1 pseudogene is annotated in these 283 nt (G+C 63.3%); it reads left to right on the top strand.

From position 1 onward, the window contains the following. Positions 1-238: pseudogene (locus BK660_RS31165) on the top strand (SCO family protein); the annotation flags it as partial. Positions 239-283: the final 45 nt, after the last annotated feature.

The following is a 283-nucleotide window of genomic DNA, read 5'->3' as shown; positions in this document are numbered from 1 at the left end:
CACCTTGAAGCAGGGTTCCGATGACCCTCATTGGCTTTTTCTTACCGGCGACAAGGCGCAGATGGACCTGGTATTGAGCCGCATCGGCCAGATCGTGCCGACTCCCGAGCAGCACTCCACGCAGTTGATCGTCGGCGATGTCGCCAATAAACGCTGGAGCAAGATCCGCCCCGACGCCCCGGCCGCCGCCATTGCCCAGCGCTTGCAGTTGCTGACAATGCCCGTGGCTGGCCGCTGAGTCCGCGCCATGAAACGCTGCCGCGTACTCGCCCTGATCCTGCTC

This window comes from Pseudomonas brassicacearum, from assembly GCF_003732265.1.
GTDB classification, from domain to species: Bacteria; Pseudomonadota; Gammaproteobacteria; order Pseudomonadales; family Pseudomonadaceae; genus Aquipseudomonas; species Aquipseudomonas brassicacearum_D.
This window is presented reverse-complemented; position numbering and strand designations above follow the sequence as displayed.